The sequence below is a fragment of the Stenotrophomonas sp. HMSC10F07 genome (genome assembly GCF_001807895.1).
Classification (GTDB): Bacteria; Pseudomonadota; Gammaproteobacteria; order Xanthomonadales; family Xanthomonadaceae; genus Stenotrophomonas; species Stenotrophomonas sepilia.
This window is the reverse complement of sequence record NZ_KV791353.1, coordinates 1-13,995: the sequence shown is the minus strand read 5'-3', so window position 1 is coordinate 13,995 and position 13,995 is coordinate 1. Positions and strand designations below refer to the sequence as shown.

At 67.7% G+C, this 13,995-nt stretch carries 14 protein-coding genes; 2 read left to right on the top strand and 12 right to left on the bottom strand.

The window, feature by feature from the left end; genetic code table 11:
• Positions 1-164 precede the first annotated feature (164 nt).
• The 6 genes from HMPREF3114_RS06295 to HMPREF3114_RS06270 are packed head-to-tail and all read right to left on the bottom strand — an operon-like array spanning position 165 to position 5,965.
• On the bottom strand, positions 165-1,160 hold the full coding sequence (locus HMPREF3114_RS06295; RefSeq protein ID WP_005419709.1) for a phosphatidate cytidylyltransferase: 996 nt from the start codon (positions 1,158-1,160) through the stop codon (positions 165-167).
• Positions 1,157-1,786, bottom strand: a complete 630-nt coding sequence (locus HMPREF3114_RS06290) for a lysophospholipid acyltransferase family protein (RefSeq protein WP_005419712.1) — start codon at positions 1,784-1,786, stop codon at positions 1,157-1,159. The genes HMPREF3114_RS06295 and HMPREF3114_RS06290 overlap by 4 nt, the downstream gene beginning before the upstream one ends.
• Positions 1,787-1,799: 13 nt before the next feature.
• Positions 1,800-2,237 carry a hypothetical protein gene (locus HMPREF3114_RS06285; RefSeq protein ID WP_053498275.1) on the bottom strand — a complete coding sequence of 146 codons (438 nt, stop codon included), beginning with the start codon at positions 2,235-2,237 and terminating at the stop codon, positions 1,800-1,802.
• Positions 2,234-3,562, bottom strand: coding sequence for a phosphatase PAP2/dual specificity phosphatase family protein (locus tag HMPREF3114_RS06280; protein WP_053498277.1), 1,329 nt, complete (start codon positions 3,560-3,562; stop codon positions 2,234-2,236). The genes HMPREF3114_RS06285 and HMPREF3114_RS06280 overlap by 4 nt, the downstream gene beginning before the upstream one ends.
• On the bottom strand, positions 3,562-5,313 hold the full coding sequence (locus HMPREF3114_RS06275) for a bifunctional alpha/beta hydrolase/class I SAM-dependent methyltransferase (RefSeq protein ID WP_053498279.1): 1,752 nt from the start codon (positions 5,311-5,313) through the stop codon (positions 3,562-3,564). The genes HMPREF3114_RS06280 and HMPREF3114_RS06275 overlap by 1 nt, the downstream gene beginning before the upstream one ends.
• 34 nt (positions 5,314-5,347) lie before the next feature.
• Positions 5,348-5,965, bottom strand: coding sequence for a CDP-alcohol phosphatidyltransferase family protein (locus HMPREF3114_RS06270; protein WP_053498281.1), 618 nt, complete (start codon positions 5,963-5,965; stop codon positions 5,348-5,350).
• Positions 5,966-6,173: 208 nt separating this feature from the next.
• Here HMPREF3114_RS06270 and purH point away from each other — a divergent pair, with 208 nt between their 5' ends.
• Together purH and purD are read left to right on the top strand one after the other, a co-directional pair.
• Positions 6,174-7,757, top strand: coding sequence for a bifunctional phosphoribosylaminoimidazolecarboxamide formyltransferase/IMP cyclohydrolase (gene purH / locus HMPREF3114_RS06265; protein WP_053498284.1), 1,584 nt, complete (start codon positions 6,174-6,176; stop codon positions 7,755-7,757).
• Between the two features lie 61 nt (positions 7,758-7,818).
• Positions 7,819-9,102 (top strand): phosphoribosylamine--glycine ligase, encoded by a 1,284-nt coding sequence (purD, locus tag HMPREF3114_RS06260; RefSeq protein ID WP_053498286.1) that lies wholly within the window; start codon positions 7,819-7,821, stop codon positions 9,100-9,102.
• A 135-nt stretch (positions 9,103-9,237) separates the two neighbouring features.
• Here the strand turns inward: purD and rpoH are convergent, their stop codons facing one another.
• From rpoH to rhlB, 6 genes are all read right to left on the bottom strand, one after another.
• Positions 9,238-10,113 carry an RNA polymerase sigma factor RpoH gene (gene rpoH / locus HMPREF3114_RS06255; RefSeq protein ID WP_005411269.1) on the bottom strand — a complete coding sequence of 292 codons (876 nt, stop codon included), beginning with the start codon at positions 10,111-10,113 and terminating at the stop codon, positions 9,238-9,240.
• A 278-nt stretch (positions 10,114-10,391) separates the two neighbouring features.
• Positions 10,392-11,105, bottom strand: a complete 714-nt coding sequence (gene ung / locus HMPREF3114_RS06250; protein ID WP_005419723.1) for a uracil-DNA glycosylase — start codon at positions 11,103-11,105, stop codon at positions 10,392-10,394.
• A complete protein-coding gene (locus HMPREF3114_RS06245; RefSeq protein ID WP_005411271.1) occupies positions 11,102-11,944 on the bottom strand; it encodes a response regulator in 843 nt (280 codons plus the stop codon). Before HMPREF3114_RS06245 ends, ung begins: the two co-directional genes overlap by 4 nt.
• A 7-nt stretch (positions 11,945-11,951) precedes the next feature.
• Entirely contained in the window at positions 11,952-12,899 is a 948-nt protein-coding gene (gene ftsX, locus HMPREF3114_RS06240; RefSeq protein WP_005419726.1) for a permease-like cell division protein FtsX, read from the bottom strand.
• A 3-nt stretch (positions 12,900-12,902) separates the two neighbouring features.
• Entirely contained in the window at positions 12,903-13,589 is a 687-nt protein-coding gene (gene ftsE, locus HMPREF3114_RS06235; RefSeq protein WP_053498287.1) for a cell division ATP-binding protein FtsE, read from the bottom strand.
• Positions 13,590-13,704: 115 nt separating this feature from the next.
• On the bottom strand, positions 13,705-13,995 hold a 291-nt coding region (rhlB, locus tag HMPREF3114_RS06230; RefSeq protein ID WP_141750788.1), incomplete at its 5' end, for an ATP-dependent RNA helicase RhlB.

The following is a 13,995-nucleotide window of genomic DNA, read 5'->3' as shown; positions in this document are numbered from 1 at the left end:
GGCCGCTGGCCGGCAACCCCATGAACGATGGCAGGAAGTTGCAGTTGCCGGCCAGCGGCCGGCACTACCGGTGGATCCACGCCATGTGGATGGAAGCCCGGCAAAGTCAACCGCCCCCGCCCGTCAGTAGATCCACGCCATGCGTGGATGAAGGCCCGGTAGGATCACCCGCCCCCGCCCGCCTTCCAGTAATACCGCACCACATGGAAGAACACGGGCGCGGCGAAGCACACCGAATCCAGCCGGTCGAGCATGCCGCCATGGCCCTCGATCATGTGGCCCCAGTCCTTGATGCCACGGTCGCGCTTGATCGCCGACATCACCAGCCCTCCCCAGAACCCCATCAGGTTGATCAGCAGCGACAGGCCGAACGCCTGCAGCGGCGTGAACGGGGTGATCCACCACAGTGCCGCACCCAGCGCACTGGCACTCAGCACGCCGCCCACGAAGCCCTCCACCGTCTTCGACGGCGACAGCTTCGGCGCGACCAGGTGCCTGCCCAGCAGCTTGCCCCAGATGTACTGCAGCACGTCCGAGGACTGCACCACGATCACCAGGAAGGCGAACAGCAGCACGTTGCGCGACGGGTCATGGCCAGGCACGTGCAGGTTCAGCAGCAGCGGCACGTGCGAGATGCAGAACACGCAGATCATCAGCCCCCACTGCACCTTCGCGGTGCGCTCCAGGTAGTGCGTGGTGTCACCACCGATGGTCGACAGGATCGGCAGGAACAGGAATGCGTAGACCGGAATCAGCAGCGTGTACATGCCGTACCAGTCGATCCACACCAGGTAGTACTGCCACGGCAGCACGATGTAGAACGCGGCCAGCAGCGCGTAGTAGTCGCCCGAGCGGGTCGGTGCCAGAGTGATGAACTCGCGCAGCGCGAACAGCGAGATGATCGCAAACAGTACGATCACCCCGGCGCGACCGAAGAACAGCGCCAGCCCGACCACGATCGCCATCACCCACCAGGCGCGGATGCGCGACACCAGGTTGGCGATGACTGCACTGGGCTGCCCACGCTGCCGCCAGCGCAGGGTCTCGGCCACCAGCGTGGCCAGCACCAGCACCGCGCCGACGCCGGCAAACAGCAGACCGGTCTGCTGGCCCACGCTGCGCGCGGCCAGGTCACCGGACACGTCCATCAGATAGCTCATGCGCGCCCTCCATTCGGCGCCAGGTCCAGCAGCGCCTGCCGGCTGCGGGCCAGGAATGCAGCCTTGTCCTCGTCGGCCTGCAGCCGCAGCGGCGTGCCGAACGTAGCCGTGCACAGCAGCGGCAGCGGCAGGAACCGGCCCTTCGGCATCACCCGCTTCAGGTTGTCGATCCACACCGGCACGAACTCCAGCTCCGGCCGTTGCCGCGCCAGGTGGTAGATGCCGCTCTTGAACGGCAGCAGCGGCTCATCGCCCACATTGCGCGTGCCTTCCGGGAACAGGATCAGCGAGCACTCTTCGTCGACCGCATCGCGCAGCACCTGCAACGGGTCCTGCTGGCGATGCCCGGCCTCACGCTCTACCAGTACACCGTTGAACACCGCATCGATCAGGTAGCGGCGCAGGCCGTCGCGCTGCCAGTATTCGGCGGCGGCCACCGGGCGTACCTGTCGCCGCAGCGCGGGCGGCATCGACGACCAGATCAGCACGAAGTCGCCATGGCTGGCGTGGTTGCCGTAGTACACGCGGCGCTCGCTGGACGGCGCACAGCCGATCCACAGCGCACGGGCGCCCGTCACCACGTGGATCGCGCCACTGCAGGCGCGTGCAATCAGTTCGGCGAACATCGGTCCCTCCCGTTCACGTCTGCGGCCACACTACGGCCAGTACCAGTAGTGCGGCCTGCACTGCCGTCAGCAGGTACTGGCGCAGCAGCAGCCGGCGCATGCCGGCCCAACGCACGTCCCAGCCGCGCAGCGGCGCATCGGCCGGTGTGCGGCGCAGGCCACTGTCCTGCAGCAACTGGTCGGTACGGCGTGCAGCGGCTTCGCCTTCCAGGCCTTCATCGCGCAACAGCTGCAGCAGGCTCGCGTCCAGCCCGACCCGCCATGCATGGTAGGCCTGCACGAGCCCAGCGCCCACACTGAGCAGCAACAGCCCGGCGGCGATCATCGCCACCCCCGCTTCGATGCCCAGCAGCAGCAGCGCCACCAGCAGCAGCCCCAGCGACAGCAGCGCGGGCCAGCGTCCCTGGCGCAGCAGCAGTTGCATGGTCGCCAGATCGGGAACGGCACTCATGCGCGCACTCCATCCGCTGCGGTGATGGCTTGCAGATGCTCCGGGCCCAGCACGATGCCGGGGCGTGCCGCACGCACGATGGCGACCGCCGCTCCGACTTCCGCGGCACGGCCCGTGCGCAGCAGCCACGTCGCCACGCTGGCGGCACTGCGCGAATAGCCCAGTGCACAGCACACCAGCAGCGGCCCCTGCGGCCGCAGACGCTCGATGGCCTCGGCGGCCTCGCGCAGCTGCTCCGGCGTGGGCACCACCAGGTCCAGCATCGGCACGCTGCCATACGCCGCACCCGGCGCGCAGCAGGACAGCTCGGCGCAGGCATCGACCACGCCCACCAGAGGTGCCGGCAATACCGTGCAGGGAATCCGGCCCAGCCACACGCCGTCCAGCACCGGCACCGGCTGCGGCGCACGCCGTGTCCACAGCCGCGAGTTGACCCAGGCGGCGCCCAGGTACGGTGCCAGCAGCCAGCGTGCCGCCATGGTCAGGCGACCCTCGGCGCGCTTCTGGAACACCGCCGTGCCCAGCGCGGCATACGCCAGCGCCACCAGCACCAGCGACACCACCGGCCACAGCAGCCACAACGCCGTACCCCGCAGCAGGACCACCGGCACCAGCAGCACGGCGGCCGCCAGCAGGTACAGCGCAGCCAATCGCCACCGCTTGGCATGCCGCGCGATGCGCCAGGCCCGCAGCGGTGGCGTGCCCTGCTCCGGCCACAGCCACACGCACAGCCAGCCGGCCAGCAGCCCGGTCGGGATGTCGATGAAATGATGCTGGAACGTGGTCAACACCGAGACGCCGATCAGCAGCGCCCACACATGCAGTACCCAGCGCCAGGCACCGTGCAGGTACTGCGCGAACTTCACCCACAGCACGATCAGCAGCACGATGTGCAGCGATGGCGCCTGGTTGAACGGCTTGTCGAAACCCAGCAGCACATCGAACAGCCAACCGAACACGCCGCCGATCTCCGGCCGCTCGAAACTGAAGCGCAGCGGCCACAGCAGGAAGCAGCTCACGGCGATCAGCTGTGCACTGAACAGCCGCAATGCGTGCCGGTCCAGTTCGAGGCGCTGCCGGCACAGGAAGAACGAGACCGCGTAGAACAGGTCGATCGACCAGTACGGCACGATCGTCCATGGCACGAACGGAATCTGCGTTTCCCAGCCGAACGCCATCACCGGCAGTTCGGCGTGGCGGCCGGCCATCCAGTTGGCGAAGCCGTAGCTGGCAAAGAAGAACGGGCCCAGCAGGGCCAGCCACAGCAGCGCGCGCCGCCAGGGGCGCCCCGCCGTGGCAAGCGGAGTTGCAGCCAGCGTCGCCATCACGCGGTCCGGCGTGCCAGCGACACAGTGAAGATGCCGAAGTCATCGATGCGCTGCGCCACTTTCTCGAACCCGGCCAGGCGCACCAGTTCATCCATTTCCTGCTGGGTGCGGCGGCGCATCACCCAAGCAGCGCCACCACGATGACTGGTCAGCGCGCGGGCGATGAACTCCAGCTGCGGGTGCCAGGGCTGGCCGGTGTAGGCCAGGTAGCCACCCATCGGCACCGTTGCGGCGATGCCCTGCAGCGAGCGCAGCACGGCGTCGTTGTCGGGGAACAGTTCGTACAGGCCCGATACCACCGCCAGCGTCGGCGCCGGATCGACCTGCGCCAGCTGCACCGGATCGAACGCATCGCCCTGTTCGAAACGGGCGATGTCGGACGCACCGAGGCGCTCGATCAACGCCTGGCCCTGGGTCACGTTCAGACCGCTGAAGTCGCGCAGCACGATGCGCTCGGCGCGTTGCTCGCCCTGGCCCAGCGCTTCCAGTACATAACGGCCATGGCCAGCGGCCACGTCCAGCACGCGCACCGGCATGCCCTGCCCGCGCAGGCGCTGGGCGGCATCGCGCAGCAGTTCCTGCAGGTGCCGACCGCGAATGCGGATGCCGCGCCAGCCGATCGCATCCAGGTAGTTGCGGTCGACCAGGCGCCCCAACGGGCCCTTGCCACGTGCTTCGTCGCGATAGATGTAGTCCAGCGTGCTGCCCGAATCGAAACCGGTCTGCAGGCCCAGTGCAATGCCTTCGGACAGTCTGCCGCCAAAGCGCAGGCCACCGCGCACCACGCGCCAGCGCAGGTCGGCCAGGCTGTTGCGCTCGGGCGGCCAGGCCAGGATTTCAGACTCCTCAAATGTCGGCCCATGGCGGTGCGCATCGCGCCGCGACAACTCGCGCAACGGTTCGGCGAATCGCGCCTGGATGAAGCTGCGGATACGTGCCAGTGCCGGTGCCCGATCACGCTCGCCCAGCGTGTCGTGGAAGAAGCCCGGCAGATGCACGCGCTCCTTGATCGGGCTGGACAGGCGTTCGTAGAAGCGGTCCTGCGGGCCACGGTGCACGACGAAGTCCGAGCCGGACACCAGCAACTGCACCGGCACGCTGATGGCCTGCGCATCGGCGACGATGCGATCGGCCGCCTCATACAGGCCCAGCAACACGCGCACCGAGATCGGCCGGGTGATCAGCGGATCGGTGCGGTAGCTTTCCACCCGCGCCGGATCGTGGGTCAGCCATTGCGGCTTGACGTAGCTGTTGACGAAAAAGTTGCCGCGCAGCTTCTGCATCAATGCCAGGCCCGGGCGTGCGAACGGCACGTACAGCTTCACCTTGAACGCCGGCGAAGCCATCACCAGCGCGCGCAGGCGCGGCGCGTAGTCGTGCACCCAGGTGGCGGCGACCACGGCACCCACGCTCTGCGCGATCACCACGATGTCTTCCACCGCGATGCCATGCTCGGCGCCGATGTGGGCGATGAAGCTGTCCAGGTCGCGCACCAGCGCCGGAAAGCCCGGTGCATCGCCACGCGCGCCCGGCGAACGGCCATTGCCGCGCGCATCCCAGGCGAAGAAGGCGGTGTCAGGCAGATCCAGCTCATCGACCAGATGGGTAACACGCACGGAGTGCTCGTGCCCGCGGTGCAGCAGCACGATGGCCCGGGTGGCCGGGGTGGCTGTGGTGCCCGCCCAGTACCGGTAGAACAGCGGTACCTGGTCGAAGCTGTGGAATTCCCGCTCCTGCGCCTGACGCATGCAATCTCCTGATTGTCTTTTTCTATCTGCTTGATTAATTTGGCGAAACTGCGGTTTCCCGCAGTCCGCGACGGACCCGGTTGATCATCGTCAGCACGCACAGCACCGCCATGGCCGCGGCCACCCCCGTGATCGTCATCGCGCCAACCCACTCAAACGCCAGCAGCAGGCCCAGCGCACCGATCACGAAGGCGCGGTCGCTTTTGCCCATCGGGCCGTCATAGCGGCGGCTGGCGCCGACCATCAGCCCCAGCACGCCGGCGTATTCGCTCAGCGCCGCGGTCCAGGCCAACAGCCACAGCGCCTCCGGGCGCACGCCCGGCACGCTGAGCAGGCTCAGGTACAGCGCCGCATCGGCGATCACATCGCACAATTCGTTCAGATAGGCACCCAGCCGCGACTGCTGGCCGAATTCGCGGGCCAGCATGCCGTCCACCGCGTTGAGCGCCATGCGCAGCAGCATCCACAGCGGCAGCAGCAGGTACAGCCATGGCTGGGCCGGCGCGCAGCACCAGACGGCGCCGGCCACCAGCAGCGAGACCACGGCAGCGGCCACGGTCACCGCATTGGCGGTGATCCCCATGCGGTACAGGCCGCGTACGGCCGGACGCAGGAGGTCCTGAAAACGTCCTTTCAATGCATAGATCGACACGATCCGAACCCGCTGATCCTTGGCAGTTCCCGCACAGCCTACCCGATTGGGGCAGCGTGCCCCATCGAATTGATTGCGGACCGCCCCCGGCCAGACGGTGCTGAAGGCGGCCACAGCCCATCGGTGCGGGTTGATTGCCACCACCAGCGCCCGCCACCGGCCGCCACCGCCTACAATATCGGCCCCGCTCCGCTGCCGATTCTGTCCCATGACTGCTGATCTGTTGCCCGTCCGCCGGGCCCTCCTCTCCGTTTCCGACAAGACCGGTCTGGTCGAGCTGGCCACTGCGCTGGCGGCACGCGGCGTGGAGCTGCTGTCCACCGGCGGCACCGCCAAGGCGATCCGCGAGGCGGGCCTGGCAGTGAAGGACGTGGCCGAGGTCACCGGTTTCCCGGAAATGATGGACGGCCGGGTCAAGACCCTGCACCCGATGGTGCACGGCGGCCTGCTGGGCCGCTCCGGCCTGGATGACGCGGTGATGGCCGAGCACGGCATCGGCGCCATCGACCTGCTGGTGCTGAACCTGTACCCGTTCGAATCGGTCACCGCCAAGGCCGAGTGCACCCTGGCCGACGCGGTCGAGAACATCGACATCGGCGGCCCGGCCATGCTGCGTTCGGCGGCCAAGAACTTCGCCCGCGTGGCAGTGGCCACCGACCCGTCGCAGTACCCCGAGCTGCTGGCCTCGCTGGAGGCCAACAACGGCCAGCTGACGGCTGCCACCCGCTTCGCGTTCTCGGTGGCCGCGTTCAACCGCGTCGCCCAGTACGATGCGGCGATCAGCAACTACCTGTCGGCGGTCACCGCCACCGACGCCGCCGTGCCGGCCCGTGCCGAATACCCGGCGCAGATGAACTCCACCTTCGTGAAGGTGATGGACCTGCGCTACGGCGAGAACCCGCACCAGAGCGGCGCGTTCTACCGCGACCTGTACCCGGTGCCGGGCACGCTGGCCACCTTCCAGCAGCTGCAGGGCAAGGAGCTGAGCTACAACAACCTGGCCGATGCCGATGCGGCGTGGGAATGCGTGCGCCAGTTCGATGCGCCGGCCTGCGTCATCGTCAAGCACGCCAACCCGTGCGGCGTGGCCGTCGGCGCCGGCAACGGCGATGCCTACGAGCTGGCCTACGCCACCGACCCGACCAGCGCCTTCGGCGGCATCATCGCCTTCAACAAGCCGCTGGACGCCGCCACCGCCAAGGTGATCCTGGACCGCCAGTTCGTGGAAGTGCTGATTGCCCCGGACTACGAGCCGGCCGCGCTGGAATACGCGCAGAAGAAGGCCAACGTACGCGTGCTGCGCATCCCGCATGGCGACGGCCTGAACAACTTCGACAGCAAGCGCGTCGGCTCGGGCCTGCTGCTGCAGTCGTCGGACAACCGCGGCATGACCCGCGACGAGCTGAAGGTGGTCAGCAAGCTGGCGCCGACCGACAAGCAGTTCACCGACCTGCTGTTTGCCTGGAAGGTGGCCAAGTTCGTGAAGTCCAACGCGATCGTCTACGCCAAGGACAATCGCACCATCGGCGTGGGCGCCGGCCAGATGAGCCGCGTGTACTCGGCGCGCATCGCCGGCATCAAGGCCGCCGATGCGAACCTGGTGGTCGAGGGTTCGGTGATGGCCTCCGATGCGTTCTTCCCGTTCCGCGACGGCATCGATGCCGCCGCTGCCGCTGGCATCAAGGCGGTCATCCAGCCGGGCGGTTCGATGCGCGATGCCGAAGTGATCGCCGCCGCCGACGAACATGGCCTGGCCATGGTGTTCACCGGCGTACGCCACTTCCGCCACTGATCCGCATCACCAAGCCGGGCCCTGCCCGGCTTTTCTTTTCCGTTTCCGAGAACCCTGTCCCATGAAGATCCTCGTCATCGGCTCCGGCGGCCGCGAACACGCCCTGGCATGGAAGCTGGCCCAGTCCTCCCGTGTCACCGACGTGATCGTGGCGCCCGGCAACGCCGGTACCGCCAGCGAAGACAAGTGCCGCAACGTGGCGGTGAAGGTGACCGATATCGACGGGCTGCTGGCGCTGGCCCAGGCTGAAGGCGTGGCGTTGACCGTGGTCGGCCCGGAAGTACCGCTGGTGGCCGGCGTGGTCGACCGCTTCCGCGCCGCCGGCCTGCGCATCTTCGGGCCGACCGCCGCCGCCGCGCAGCTGGAAGGCAGCAAGGCCTACGCCAAGGACTTCCTGGCCCGCCACAACATCCCCACCGCGTTCTATGCCGTGCACACCGACGTGGACGCTGCCCTGGCCTACATCCGCGAGAAGGGTGCACCGATCGTGGTCAAGGCCGATGGCCTCGCCGCCGGCAAGGGTGTGATCGTCGCAATGACGTTGGCCGAGGCCGAAGACGCGGTGCGTGACATGCTCTCCGGCAACGCGTTCGGCGATGCCGGCGCCCGCGTGGTGATCGAGGAATTCCTCGATGGCGAGGAAGCCAGCTTCATTTCGATGGTGGACGGCGTGCATGCGCTGCCGATGGCCACCTCGCAGGACCACAAGCGCGTCGGCGACGGCGACACCGGCCCCAACACGGGTGGCATGGGCGCGTACTCGCCGGCCCCGGTGGTCACCCCGGAGGTGCATGCACGCGTGATGCGCGAAGTGGTGAACCCGACCGTGCAGGGCATGATCGCCGACGGCATCCCGTTCACCGGTTTCCTCTACGCCGGCCTGATGATCGATGCCAGCGGCGCGCCGAAGGTGATCGAATTCAACGTGCGCTTCGGCGATCCGGAAACCCAGCCGGTGATGCTGCGCCTGCAGTCCGATCTGGTCGAACTGGTCGAAGCGGCCATCGACGGCCGGCTGGACCAGGTGGAAGCGCACTGGGACCCGCGCCCGTCGCTGGGCGTAGTGATGGCCGCCCGGCCGTATCCGGAATCGCCGATCACCGGTGATGTGATTTCCGGCCTCGGCGACGTGCCGGCCAGCGCCAAGGTGTTCCATGCCGGTACGGCATTGGATGCGCAGGGCCAGGTGGTCAGTGCCGGCGGCCGCGTGCTGTGCGTAGCGGCACTGGGCGACAGCGTGCGCGACGCGCAGGCCAATGCCTATGCCGGCGTCGCCAAGGTGAGCTGGGCCAACGCGTTCCACCGCACCGACATCGGCTGGCGCGCGATCGCACGCGAAGAGTGACGACCGCGCCGCAGCCACGCATGGCGTGGCTCTACTGACACTGGGTAGATCCACGCCATGCGTGGATGAGAACCCCACCAAAAAGAAAAGGCCCGGCAATGCCGGGCCTTTTGCTAGCTTCAACGCCATCCCGCCTTACGCGGTGAACAGCGCCTTCATCTTCTTCAGCGCGTTCGCCTCGACCTGGCGGATGCGCTCGGCGGACACGCCGTACTCGTCGGCCAGCTCCTGCAGCGTCACCTTGCTGTCGGCATCCAGCCAGCGACGGCGGATGATGTCGCGCGAACGCGCATCCAGTTCGGCCAGGCCTTCGCGCAGCAGCTGCATCTGGTTGTCTTCGCTGTCCTCGCGCTCGTAGGCCATCGACGGGTCTTCGTCATCGGCAACCAGGAACGCAGCCGGCGACGGCGGGGCGTGCTCGTTGTCCTCGTCGGTCGGCGCATCGAAACCGATATCGCGACCGGACAGGCGCGACTCCATTTCCATGACCTCGCGCTCGGACACGTTCAGGTCCTTGGCCACCGCGCTGACTTCAGCCGCGTTCATCCAGCCCAGGCGCGTCTTCGACTTGCGCAGGTTGAAGAACAGCTTGCGCTGCGCCTTGGTGGTGGCGACCTTCACGATGCGCCAGTTCTTCAGGATGAACTCGTGCATTTCGGCACGGATCCAGTGCACGGCGAAGGAGACCAGGCGCACGCCCATGTCCGGGTCGAAGCGCTTGACCGCCTTCATCAGGCCGATGTTGCCTTCCTGGATCAGGTCACCCAGCGCGAGGCCGTAGCCGTTGTAGCCGCGGGCCACGTGCACCACGAAGCGCAGGTGCGAATGCACCAGCTCGCGGGCGGCGTCCAGATCGTTGCCGTCGCGGAAGCGACGGGCCAGGTCCTGTTCGTCATCGACCGACAGCACCGGGATCTGGTGCACGGCACCGATGTAGGCGTCCAGCGAACCGAGCGCACTGGGAATCGGGAGATTGTTTGCCACAAGGGCAGTAGAGGTGTTCTGGCTCATAGGCACCCATCTTAGCAGTCCGGGATTTGGACTGCTAAAGGAGGAAAAAGTTCCAGCATCCTATTGATGCAACACTGGTCCCAAACAGAGCCCTACCGTAGCGCGATTTGATGACAGTGGCGAGCACGCTTTTCGGGATTCACAATCCCTTGGAATTCAAGCAATTACCTGGCAGAAACCGGCCGATTTCAGTCAAGCGGAGCTGAACGGGCCGTTCTGCAGACCCATTCAGGCCCGGAGACGTTGCCCGGTGTTCAGGCCCAGCAGCCCGACGGTGCTCAGAGCGCCGAACGCGGCGGCAGTGACCAGTCGATCGGGGCCTGGCCGCGGCGCTGCAGGTACTCGTTGGCCATCGAGAAATGCCGGCAGCCGAGAAAGCCACGATGGGCCGACAGCGGCGACGGGTGCGGCGACTTCAGCACGCGATGGCGACGGGTGTCGATGACCTTGCCCTTCTGCTGCGCATAGGCGCCCCACAGCATGAACACCAGGCCTTCGCGTTCGCGGTTGAGCACATCCACCACGTGATCGGTAAAGCCCTCCCAGCCACGTCCCTGGTGGGCACCAGCCTTGCCCTCTTCCACCGTCAGCACGGCATTGAGCAGCAGCACCCCACGTTGCGCCCACGGAATCAGGCAGCCGTGGTCCGGGCGCGGGATGCCGAGATCGCTCTCGATCTCCTTGTAGATGTTCAGCAGCGACGGCGGCACCGGCACGCCCGGCGGCACCGAGAAACTCAGGCCATGCGCCTGGCCGCGGCCGTGGTACGGGTCCTGCCCGAGGATCACCACCTTCACCTGCTCGAACGGCGTGGCGTCGAACGCGGCGAAGATCTGCGGGCCGGGCGGGAACACCGCCGCGCCACTGGCCTTGCGCTGGCGCAGGAAGCTGGACAGCTCGCGCATCTGCGGCTGCAGCAGGTAATCGCCGACATGCTGCTTCCAGCTCGGTTCCAGCTGGATCGTCGGGGTGTCGGCTACTTCATCCATCATCGAATCAGGGGTCCATCGTTCAATCGGGCCAGGCGCAGCTGGAACAGCACCTTGGTGACCAGCAGCCGCTCTTCGATCGGCTTGAGCACCAGGTCATTGGCACCGGACTGCAGCAGCCCGGTCTGGTTGTGCGGGTTGCCGTCACCGGTCATCACCAGCACCGGCAGGCGGCGCTTGCCGTAACCGAAGTCCACGCGCACGCGCTGCACCACGTCGCGCCCGCTCAGTTCGCCCTTCAGGGTGACATCGGTCAGCACCAGGTCGATGCGGTGGCGGCTGCGGCCCAGCGACTCGGCAGTGAGCAGGGTGAATGCCTCTTCGGCGCTGACCACGTGCAGTACGTTCAGCTGCTGCCGCTCAAGCATGCGCTTGGTGGCCTCGGCCACCACGCGGCTGTCCTCGATGTAGAGGATGGTGGCGCCGGGGATGGTCTGCGGCTGCACATAGCCACGGATGAAGGTCGCCAGTGCCTCATGGCCCAGCGCCTTGTCGAAATAGTCGGTGACGTACTCGGTGAAGCGACGCTGCTCCAGGTGCTGCTGGGCATCGCCGGACACAACGATCACCGGCACATAGGCCTGGCCGGCGGCTTCGCGCACCATCCGCGCCAGCGCCAGGCCGTCGCCATCGCGCAGGGTCAGCGAGGTCGTCACCAGGTCCACCGGGCCTTGCGCCAGCGCCTGCTGCGCATCCTCGATGCTGTCGCAGCCGATCACCTCCACGCCCGGCAGGTCACGCTGCAGGACATCGGCGATCAGCTTGCGGACCAGCTTCGAACCATCGACCACCATCACCCGCGTCGCGGGCCCTTCAAGGTGCTTCAGCGCTTGCGGTTGCATGCCGGTCTCAGGTGTCGGTCGGGCGGGTCTGGCGGAGGAAGTGGCCGGTCACCAGCCAGGCGCCCAGCCAGCCCAGCAGCAGCGTGCCGACCAGGACCAGGCCGCCGTGCAGCAGGTCCAGGCCATGCAGCACGAACGGGCTGCCGTAGCTGCGCGAGAGTTCGGCCAGCGGCACGCGCAGGGCGGCACCGGCGGCGCCGATCAGGGCCAGCGCTACTGCGCCGGCGCCCAGCCCGTACCACGCGCCCAGGTACAGGAACGGGCGGCGGATGAAGCCATCGCTCGCGCCGAGCAGCTGCAGCACGCCGATCTCTTCGCGACGGGCCTGGATGTCAAGGCGCACCGTGTTGCCGACCACCAGCGCGGCGCCCACGCCGAGCAGCACCGACAGCACCTGCACCAGACGTGCACCGAACGCCAGCCAGGCGTCCAGGCGCTGGCGCCACAGCGCATCGTGCTGCACCAGATCGGCCTCGGGCAGGCTTTCCAGCGCGCGTGCCAGGCGTGCGTCGTCCTTGCCCTGGCCCGGGGTGATCACCAGCAGCGAGGGCAACGGATTGTCGTTGAGCGCATCGATCGCCTCACCGAGGCCGGCATCGCGCAGTTCCTGCAGGCCCTGCTCGGGTGTGCGCACATTCACTTCGGCCACGTCATCGCGGTCGCGCAGCTGGCCGGCCAGGCGAAGCGCACCGGGACCATCGATGTTGCCCTTCAGGAACACGTTGATGTCGCGCGACTGCTGCACGCTGCCGGCGAACTGCTTGAGGTTGTCCAGCGCGATCGACAGCCCCAGCGGCAACGCCAGGGCCAGCGCCATGACCATCACGGTCAGCAGGGTCGCCCACGGCTTGCGGCAGGCGCGGCCCAGGCTGAACACCACGCTGTGCACGTGGTGCTGGAACCAGACGCCCACGCGCGACGGGGCGGCGGCTTCGCTGTTTTCGTTCTTCGCCATCGGTTACTCCGCCAGGTCCTGCGGCGAGATGTCATCCACCAGCCGGCCGTGGTCGAGGATCAATACGCGCTTGCGCATGCGGCGCAGCAGCGGCAGGTCGTGGCTGACCACCAGCACGCTGGTGCCGCGCGAGGGCAGCTCGGCGAACAGGGCCATGATCTCCGCTGCCAGGGTCGGGTCGAGATTGCCGGTCGGCTCATCGGCCACCAGCAGCTTGGGCTCGCCGACGATGGCACGGGCGATGCCGACGCGCTGCTGCTCGCCGGCCGACAACTGCGAGGGCAGTGCCTTCTCACGATGGCCCAGGCCCATGCGCTCAAGCACTGAACGCACGCGCTTGTTGATGTCGCCACGGCGGGTACCACGCAGGATCAGCGGCAGCGCCACGTTCTCGGCAATCGAGCGGTCCATCAGCAGGCGGTGGTCCTGGTAGACCGCCCCCACCGCGCGTCGGTGGCGCGGCACGTCGCCGCCGCGCACCTTCAGCAGGTTGCGCTCGTCGAACACCACCGCGCCACGGCTGGGCCGCTCGTCGAGGTGGATCAACTTGAGCAGCGTACTTTTGCCCGCACCGGAATGGCCGGTGACGAACAGCATCTCGCCCTGCGCGACCTCGAAGCTGACATCGGTCAGTGCCTCGTGGCCACCGGCGTACTGTTTGCTGACATTGTCGAAGCGCAGGACACTCATGCCCCGATTATGCAGGACCGGCGCGACGGCGTGGAGATGGTCACGGGATCGGTAGTGCCGGCCGCTGGCCGGCACGCCCATGAAACCACCCGACCAACGGTCGGGTGCTACAGGATCAGTTGCCCGACAGCATCCGGCGGATCTTGCGGCCGATGCGGGTCAGGAACGAATCGCCGGTATCAGCGGCGGTACGCACCGGCTTGGCCACCACCTGCACCGGGGTCACCGGGCTCGCGCCGTTGCCGGCGTTGGCCTGCACGCCCTCGGCACCCTCGACCGGACGGCCATGGCGACGACGACGGCGCTTGCGTGGCTTGTGTTCACCCTCCACGGCACCTTCCGGTGCGCCTTCGGCGCGCGGCGGGCGCGGCGGACGCGGGGCCGTGGCGGCGGCGCCTTCAGCACC